The organism is bacterium (assembly GCA_022616075.1).
Taxonomy (GTDB): domain Bacteria; phylum Acidobacteriota; class HRBIN11; order JAKEFK01; family JAKEFK01; genus JAKEFK01.
Window position 1 is genome coordinate 1 of record JAKEFK010000405.1, and the last position, 7730, is coordinate 7730.

General features: G+C 48.6%; 11 protein-coding genes. 6 read left to right on the forward strand and 5 right to left on the reverse strand.

The features are described 5' to 3' along the window. Positions 1 to 201, forward strand: a 201-nt coding sequence (locus tag L0156_30915) for a cupin domain-containing protein (protein ID MCI0607413.1), incomplete at its 5' end; no start/stop codon positions are given. A gap of 1 nt (position 202) precedes the next feature. Here L0156_30915 and L0156_30920 read toward each other — a convergent pair. The 4 genes from L0156_30920 to L0156_30935 all read right to left on the reverse strand — a co-directional run bounded on the left by L0156_30920 (position 203) and on the right by L0156_30935 (position 2296). Next, complete coding sequence (locus L0156_30920) at positions 203 to 385, reverse strand: hypothetical protein (protein ID MCI0607414.1); 183 nt, start codon at positions 383 to 385, stop codon at positions 203 to 205. A 42-nt stretch (positions 386 to 427) separates the two neighbouring features. Continuing rightward, the gene (locus tag L0156_30925; GenBank protein MCI0607415.1) at positions 428 to 1387 is read right to left on the reverse strand and encodes an ABC transporter substrate-binding protein; all 960 of its coding nucleotides are present in this window, start codon (positions 1385 to 1387) and stop codon (positions 428 to 430) included. Next, a complete protein-coding gene (locus L0156_30930) occupies positions 1341 to 1925 on the reverse strand; it encodes an ABC transporter substrate-binding protein (GenBank protein MCI0607416.1) in 585 nt (194 codons plus the stop codon). The genes L0156_30925 and L0156_30930 overlap by 47 nt, the downstream gene beginning before the upstream one ends. Before the next feature lie 134 nt (positions 1926 to 2059). Further along, on the reverse strand, positions 2060 to 2296 hold the full coding sequence (locus L0156_30935; protein ID MCI0607417.1) for a hypothetical protein: 237 nt from the start codon (positions 2294 to 2296) through the stop codon (positions 2060 to 2062). 145 nt (positions 2297 to 2441) lie between these two features. Between L0156_30935 and L0156_30940 the strand changes: the two genes are divergently transcribed. The 4 genes from L0156_30940 to L0156_30955 all read left to right on the forward strand — a co-directional run bounded on the left by L0156_30940 (position 2442) and on the right by L0156_30955 (position 6027). Beyond that, positions 2442 to 3047: a hypothetical protein gene (locus tag L0156_30940; GenBank protein MCI0607418.1), complete on the forward strand. Its 606-nt coding sequence runs from the start codon at positions 2442 to 2444 to the stop codon at positions 3045 to 3047. Positions 3048 to 3157: 110 nt separating this feature from the next. Beyond that, positions 3158 to 4087, forward strand: coding sequence for a hypothetical protein (locus L0156_30945; protein MCI0607419.1), 930 nt, complete (start codon positions 3158 to 3160; stop codon positions 4085 to 4087). Positions 4088 to 4449: 362 nt separating this feature from the next. Continuing rightward, complete coding sequence (locus tag L0156_30950; protein ID MCI0607420.1) at positions 4450 to 4944, forward strand: hypothetical protein; 495 nt, start codon at positions 4450 to 4452, stop codon at positions 4942 to 4944. Positions 4945 to 5127: 183 nt separating this feature from the next. Further along, positions 5128 to 6027: a right-handed parallel beta-helix repeat-containing protein gene (locus L0156_30955; GenBank protein ID MCI0607421.1), complete on the forward strand. Its 900-nt coding sequence runs from the start codon at positions 5128 to 5130 to the stop codon at positions 6025 to 6027. 83 nt (positions 6028 to 6110) lie between these two features. On the opposite strand, the gene L0156_30960 is transcribed toward L0156_30955, so the two are convergent. Further along, positions 6111 to 6437: a hypothetical protein gene (locus L0156_30960; GenBank protein ID MCI0607422.1), complete on the reverse strand. Its 327-nt coding sequence runs from the start codon at positions 6435 to 6437 to the stop codon at positions 6111 to 6113. Here L0156_30960 and L0156_30965 point away from each other — a divergent pair. Continuing rightward, positions 6430 to 7668 (forward strand): hypothetical protein, encoded by a 1239-nt coding sequence (locus L0156_30965; GenBank protein MCI0607423.1) that lies wholly within the window; start codon positions 6430 to 6432, stop codon positions 7666 to 7668. The two genes, L0156_30960 and L0156_30965, sit on opposite strands and share 8 nt — an antisense overlap. The last annotated feature ends 62 nt before the right edge of the window (positions 7669 to 7730 follow it).

The following is a 7730-nucleotide window of genomic DNA, read 5'->3' on the forward strand; positions in this document are numbered from 1 at the left end:
ACGCCGGGCACTACGCTCAATGTCCCTCCGGAGGTGCGGCACGCGGTGCAAAGCCCTCAGGGCGCCAGGCTCTTGACAATCTTCAGCCCGGGAGGCTTTGAGACATACCTCGAAGAACTCGTCGCTTTAACCGAAGGCCAATACGCAGACGCTGACTTTATGAGGCGCCTCTCAGAGAAATACGATATCTTCGATGGCTAATTTATTCCCGCTTTCCCGAATTTCCTTTCAGTGTTTGGAGAATCTCTTTTAACACCCTGTTGCTGTCTTCGGAAATTTGAATCGATTTCTCGGTCAGCTGGATGGCCTTTTCATATCTTTGAACTGTTTCCTGGACCTGCTTATTCGCGCGTTTGGCAATTCTTCCCACGTAGGCGACCAGCAAAATAAGTATCGCAACAAGAACAACCCAGCTGATCAGTTGATTCTATCTGTGTCCCGGCCGAATATCGAATGCGCGCACGTGCCTGTCCAGTCGAGGAGTCCAATCCAAATCCGGTCGCACCGCATAAATATTGAAACGCTGTACGATGGGCAGCACAGGCAGATCCTTTCGAATGATTGCCATGGCCTCATTCAACAACTTACGGCGATCCCTGATTTTAGGAGTCCGTAAGGATAATTCAATGAGTTCATCCAATCTGGGATTGGAATAGGAGAAGTGGTTGGAGGTTCCATCCTTCGGGGTGCGCAGACCATCCAGTACATCGGAGGCATCGCCCATCGAAGCGGACCACGCAAAGAGTGCGAGTTGGTACTTTCTGTCGTTGAATTGTTGGTAGAAATCTTTCCACGGCAATACCCTCAAACGCAAGTGGACATTTGCGCCTTCCAACTGATTTTTGATTTGTGTGCCTAAGTCCTCCAGCGAATTGGGAAGGAGCAGTTCGGCTTGCAGCCCTTTGGAAAAACCTGCTTCTTTCAGGAGCAAATCTGCCCGCCCTTTGTCGTACACGAAAGGTCTTAATTCGCTGGAGTATCCGAAAATTCCTGGTGGGACAATCTGATGCATTGGCACAACCAAAGGCTGTGGTTCGCTTCCAATGATTTTTTCCCGATCAAACGCCAGTGACACTGCTTCCCTGACGCGTAGATCTGCAAAAGGGCTCTTCTTGACCATCGAAAACCCTAAGAAAACGACACCCAATCCTGCTCGCGAAACTATGCGGATGTTCTGCTGTTTCAAACCCCATTGGTAGTACTCCAGAGGAAAATTATTCGCCAGGTCAGCCTTTCCGGAAGACACCGCCTCCGCACGCTTCGTTGGATCCGGAAGCGGCAATATGGTTAACCGTTCAAAGGCTGGAGGCGGTCCCCAAAAACGAAGAAAACGCTCCCCTTCAAATCGTACCGTTTGGTACTCCTGAAACGAACCGGTAAGGACCAGTGCCCAACGGGCGTTTGATTGGAGTCAGCCCTGTATTTCGTGGCACGATATAAACACTGGCCAACTTGTTCAGCAGAACCGGGAATGGATCGTAGGTTTGCACCTCCACTGTTTGACGGTCAACGGCGTAGACATGTTTGATCGACTGAACGTCATAGCTGCCGAGGTTTTGCGCACGAAGAATGCTGGCAACTACGTCTTGCGCCTCAAAGGAACGGCCGTCATGAAAAACCACACCTTCGCGAAGTTGTAAGCGCCATACCGTTTCGGAAAGACTTTCCCACCGTACTGCCAGATCGGGCTGCAAGTCCATCTCGGGACCAAAGGTTACGAGCTTGCTGTAAAAGTGCGTCAACGTGGAATGAGTCGATTCTTCATTGACGAGATGAGGATCCAAACTGACTGCTGAGGTAATCTGCCCGATTACGATTTGATTGGAAGAGACTTTTTTCTCCTCACGCCGGCAAACACTGCATACGACCAAAAAAATCAGAAGCCCCACGAAGCCGGTTAATCTTTGCATTTCGTATCGGATCATTGACGCGCTGCTTCAACTTCTATTCTTATCTCCTTTAGAAGAAAAGGAAAGCCAGTCTAAGATTGTCAACACAGATAGCAACATAGCTATCACGCCAGTTAGCAGCATTTGGAATCCGATTATACGTGGATCAGCTACTTTACGCTAATCTCACTGAGAAGAATGAGTTTGTCCTGGCGGGGGTTCCACTGATAGGGAGCGCGGATGGCGAAAATATGTGTTTGCACATAGATAGGAACCCAGGGAATGTCATCCATCGCCAGGCCAAGCCCTTTTTTCAGCGTCTCAAGCCTCTTGCCGGAATCCATAATCGCTTCCGCTTTCTCCGCAAGCCGGTCAACTTCAGGATTGCTGTATGAAACGAAGCGCAATAGCGGTCGTACCTGTTCGCGATTCCGTTCAGGATGCTGTTTCGAAGCGATGAATCTCTGTCTGCTCCGAATCCTAACTCTGCATGCCTATGGTATCCTATAATCGCAACTTTGCTCATTGCAATAACAAGGAGAATAATTGGGTTTGTTTGGTTCCAAAAAAGAAGTGCCCCTTATACTTGTCGGACTACTGCTTTATCCATGCGGGTTATTTGGGAAAGGCACTTACGTTGAGTACTCGACATTCCGGCAATGGGTGAATCTGGTGTCCGAAGTTGAATCACTGGAAGTTTGTGGTCTAACTGCAGCAGCGCACTCGTTGTGGGCGGTTAAACAATTGCGGGTTCCGAGAACTACTTTTCTACAGTTTGACTTTAGCGGAACGGGCCGAAAGGACTGGATCGTTCAGCTCCATCAGGCGAAGTCCAGCCGGCCGTGCGATTACGTATTGATAGTCGACAAAGACAAAGGGAAATGGATCCGCGCTTTTTTTCGGGAGATCCGGCCGGACAAAGCCGAACGGTGGACATTGCTCTGGAACTCCCACAGGCGGGCGATCGGAATTGATATCGGTAAACACAGAAGACGAACCGCTCCGGCAGAAATGTCCTGGTCTGAGGGCAAGAGATGGTCTAAGCCTGGATTTGTCGTCGAAGACGCATTCATTGACAGTTGGATCGAGTGGAATAAAGAAAAGCAGCATTATGAGTACAAAAGCAGTAGCGGTGAATGGTGGGAAATTGAACAGTAGCATTAGGTGCGCCCCACATCATTTTTATTGCTTCCTCAGTGGCGATGATTTTTGCAAAAAGTATATCCTTTTTTAGCATCAATGATCCTGATTTCGTTATTTCATTTACCATGAGAAGTTTTACACTTGTGGCCCTAATAACAGTATTGTTCTTCACTCCATTATGGAGCGAAACGCTAAGGGATATCTTGACTCAAAACGGTTTCGACTATGTTCCCCTGATGGTTCTGGACCAGGCCATATTAGGTCCGGAGGTTTCTAATACCACAGATTTCTTTAGCGTGGGCTATTTCATTGACGACAGAACCACTTGGGAAGTTCATGTTGTGCTTTTTGATCGGAAGAAACAACAGTGGTTTGAAACCAAATTGAATCTTAGGGAATCTGAGTACTGTTTCGGTTCCAATGCGATTACGGGAATTCAATATTCCAAAAACTTCCTCTACATGAAAACCCATATAAACCCCTCAGCCGGTTGCACTTTGATTTTCAGCAAAGAGCTGCAGTTTCAAAGCGCTCTCTATGGCTGGCCTCTGGCCATTTTTGATGATGAAACTGTGGTATATCACAACAGCGAAGTCCATTTTGCCCCGACCCATCCGGCAGCGATTTCGCTCTACAATCCAGTTACAAAGTCTGGGAAAAAGATCTATCCCATGAAGCCATATCAGTCCATCAGGCTTAAACATATCGAGAAGATGAAAGAGGCGTATTCCAATGAAGACTGGTGCAGGGAAAAGAATCATCATTGCGATCCGGAGTCGTTCAACGACAGCATCGGGGAAATAGAAATCAATAACAAGACCGATTCCATAATTTTTCAGGCTTACTTTAGCGGAGATTACCGGGTGAATCCTCAAGATTCGAGAGAAGAACCGGCTTCCGTTGTTTATATGTACCGGCATGTGAGAGATCCGCAACGGATAGAATACAAAGAGATCATGGAGGATGACGTCAGGAAGAAACTTGGAGAGCTTCCCCTGTCTGATTACTTGCAGCCCGAGATCCTTTCGAAGATTTTCGGTTCAGCGGATCAATGAAGTGACTTTACCGCGTGCTTTTTGACCAGTATCAATGATTCAACAGACTGTACAAACTTATGATAGAGGCGCACGGGGATGACCAGCCAGACCACAAATCTTCCATCCAATCCCATACCCTGAGGGAGTCCCATCTGGCACTACGCGGCGCCCAGGGTTGATTTAACAATCTGCGGCCCGGCGCGGACAGGCAGCCTTTCGCAACAAGTTGCAGGATGCGCGCGCACAAGAAATCGGAGGTCAAGGCTGGACATCATAAGTTCGCCTGCACAGTAATACTTTGATATGATTACTTGCATAAGCATTAATTAAGGAGGTATTTGTCAATGCAGACCACGTTGATAGTGGAGGTGGTGTAGGCAATGACTGTCCGGTCCGCCCTATGCTCGGTCCTTTGGTGCGGGCTCATGCTCAGCTTCCTCATCCCGCGTGCCTATGGACACCGGGAGATTCCTGAATCCTTTGAAGATCTCGTTAACCGGACCGAGCGTATCGTCCTGGCGAGTTGTCTCCGCTCGGTCAAGCGGGTAGATGAGACTCTTCAGGCTCAATTCGTCTTCGTCGAGTTTGCGAGATTGGAGTCGGTCAAGGGAGCGCTCCCCAAGCAATTTTCGCTGCGACTCCCAGATGGCCCTGTGAGTCACTACCTGGTCCCTCCCGCGTTTTCGCCTGGGGAGGAAGTGATTCTCTTCGTAGGACGCGATGGTCCCGGCGGCTACCCTGGTCTTGTGAGCTGGTCGAAGGGAATCTATCGGACGAAGCGCCATCCGCAATCAGGCGAGCGGATATTCGCAGATCCTCGCGCTGTCGGAACGATCCAGGATTTCCTGAATTTCATCCGCCGGTTGCTTCGGTAGATCCCGCCGCTGCCCTAGCTGGACCAGCGGATCAACCACCACGCAAAAGAGGATATTTTTACTTTGCTAAAAAGGGGACATTTCATTTTGCCTTGACATGGATTTCGTATAGTATAGTATTGATCCTGGTCAGTCATTCCGGTAGCATTATACGCGACAAAGCGAATGAGGAGATTCAGAATTATGAGAATCCAAACCAGTTTGATTTCGGTGCTTTTCGTTTGCGTTCTTTCCGTTGTACTTTGCTCAGAAAGAGCCTTTGCTGCAACCCCGGTGAATTGCGGCGACACTTTGAGCTCACCGGGGGAGTATATTCTCACAGGCAATCTCAACTGCGCCGGCAATGCAGTTAACATAACATCAAGTGATGTCCATTTCAGCTTGAACGGCTTTACTATTGATGGTGACGGAACCGGCACTGGTATCAACGTGGATGGTACATCTGGAGTACACGTTAATGGGGGGACAGTTACAGACTTCTTTCACGGTATTAGTCTTGATGATGATGCAACTCGGACCAGGATAAACGGTATGATCGTCACTCAAAATGTGGGAGTGGGTATCCGACTCAGCGGCTCGTCGAACAACAATCAAATCACGGGTAACAGCATCACCGACAACGGTGAGCAGGGCATCTTTCTGAACAACAGTCACAACAACCGGATCAACGGTAACAGTAGCACATCTAACAATGCTGAAGGCATTCAATTGGATTCCAGTACCGGTAACAAGATCAGTTCAAACAACTTTTCCGACAACGAGGATGAGGGTATGGAGTTGAACGATGGAGCCGATCGCAATCTCATCCTGGGAAATATCGTCAATGACAACGACAATGAGGGCATCGATCTAAACAGCGGCGCAGACAACAATTTGGTTCAAGGGAATATCACCAATGATAACTCCGACAACGGCATTGAGGTAGGCGGCACAGGTAATCGTATCAAGGGGAATACATCGCTGGGGAATGATGCCGACGACATGGCTGACTTTAATCTCCCTAGTTGCGTAAACAGTTGGCGGAGCAACAATTTCTTGACGGATAACGAAGGAGACGGTCCTGGAGCAGGCTGCATCCAATAGCAGCTGATTCCCAATTTTTCGTGTGCCGGCAATTTTGAATTCTTTCATCACGATTTTTTCTTTCACTTCCTGAAAGACGTCCGTTACCTGCATGTGAAGCTTATCAAAGCTGGTAAAAACGGTCCTTTCCTCTGTTCGAATAAAGAGCCAAAACGATAGCGTGGCTTTGCCGGCTCTTGCAGGAATTGATATGGTCTGATGCGGTGAAGTTGAGAGATTATCCGCGCCACCAGGATCGCATAGCGATTGCCGTCGAGTGCAAAGTTATCCAAATCGGAAGTGTCCCGGATCATGCCTGCCGCGGAAGTTGACCAGGGCATATCGCCGAGTTTAATCCCTCCGTTTGCGATGTGTTCCATTCCGGTTCCTGCAAGAGTTAACCAGTTGGCCGAGATTTGAAACTTGGCCACGCCACCTGCGACTCAACGTAATCTTTTGGCACAATTGCAATTGGAGAGAGATTACGAAGCAATACAGGAAACGGATTCCGTGTGCGGATCACAATTCGATGATCCGATGGAGTTTCTATGCGCTCTATCGCAGCAACAGCGCTTCGCCAATCTGAACGCGGATCATTCCTGGCACGCCGCAAGCTGTACGTCTGAAAACAGTGAGAAAATCCGCTGGCGCGACACACAAGCTCCGAAGGGCATGGCTGGACATTGCCTGAACATCACAGCATTGGGAACTTTTCTTATATCGGATTTGTTAAGATTTGTTAAGTTGAAGAGTTTTATTTCAATTTTGGAAAGATATTGCTTGATTTCGATCTGTGTGAACAATAAAGGAATGAAGTGGAAGCTTCGAATATTGATACTTTTAGTTGCACATCTCTTACCCGTTTTATGTCATGCAGATCCGATCGAGCTTTCCGTCGAAGCACTTCTTGATTTTCGTTTGGGCCGGACAGACGAAACGAAAAGCTGGCTGTCCAGAGGGTTTGGAAAAACACGCTATGGGGGAGACGATCGAAACAAATCGTATGTAGCACGGCTATCGCAAGCGTCGCTTATGATTTCTGCTTCCTTTTCCGAAGAGCTTTCTGCGCGTATGCAGATCAATGTCGATGCCGAGCCCGGAGGCGAATTGGGATGGCATCGCATCGATGTGATCGAAGCATTTCTATCTTACAGGCCGGTCCTTTCACCACATTTCAGGTTACGCGCAAAAGGAGGGATCTTCTTCCCGCCTGTTTCTTTGGAAAATCGCGGTGCGGCATGGAGTCCGATCTATAGCATCACTGCCTCCGCTGCGAACAGTTGGATTGGTGAGGAAGTCCGTGTAACCGGCGGAGAAGCTGGTTTTGTATTGGAAAAAGCGAATCAGCAGATGTCAGTATCCGGAGCAATTTTCATCAAAAACGATCCGGCAGGCACTTTGCTTGCCTGGAGAGGCTGGACATTGAGCGATCGTCAAACCGGCTTGTCGGACGAGCTTCCCATCGCTCCGATCCTTGCTCTGACTCCTCAAGGACTTTTTCCTCAACAGCCGCCGTTTGTTGAACCTCTCAGAGAAGTCGACGATCGAGCAGGATTTTACGCCTCCGGAACATGGAACAACCGTAACTTTGAATTCAACGCTATGCATTACAACAATCGGGGACGCTGTTTGAAGCTGCCGGTCAGCTTTTTGATCCCATAGACTGGATCGCAAAAGTCACATCCCACATTCCACAAACAGGAGCCCAGACAATCCGCTACTGC

Excerpts from the sequence above, each read along its gene's own strand:
- L0156_30950 (MCI0607420.1), top strand. The coding sequence starts at position 4,450 with ATGACTGTCCGGTCCGCCCTATGCTCGGTCCTTTGGTGCGGGCTCATG.
- L0156_30930 (MCI0607416.1), bottom strand. The coding sequence starts at position 1,925 with ATGATCCGATACGAAATGCAAAGATTAACCGGCTTCGTGGGGCTTCTG.
- L0156_30945 (MCI0607419.1), top strand. The coding sequence starts at position 3,158 with ATGAGAAGTTTTACACTTGTGGCCCTAATAACAGTATTGTTCTTCACT.
- L0156_30955 (MCI0607421.1), top strand. The coding sequence starts at position 5,128 with ATGAGAATCCAAACCAGTTTGATTTCGGTGCTTTTCGTTTGCGTTCTT.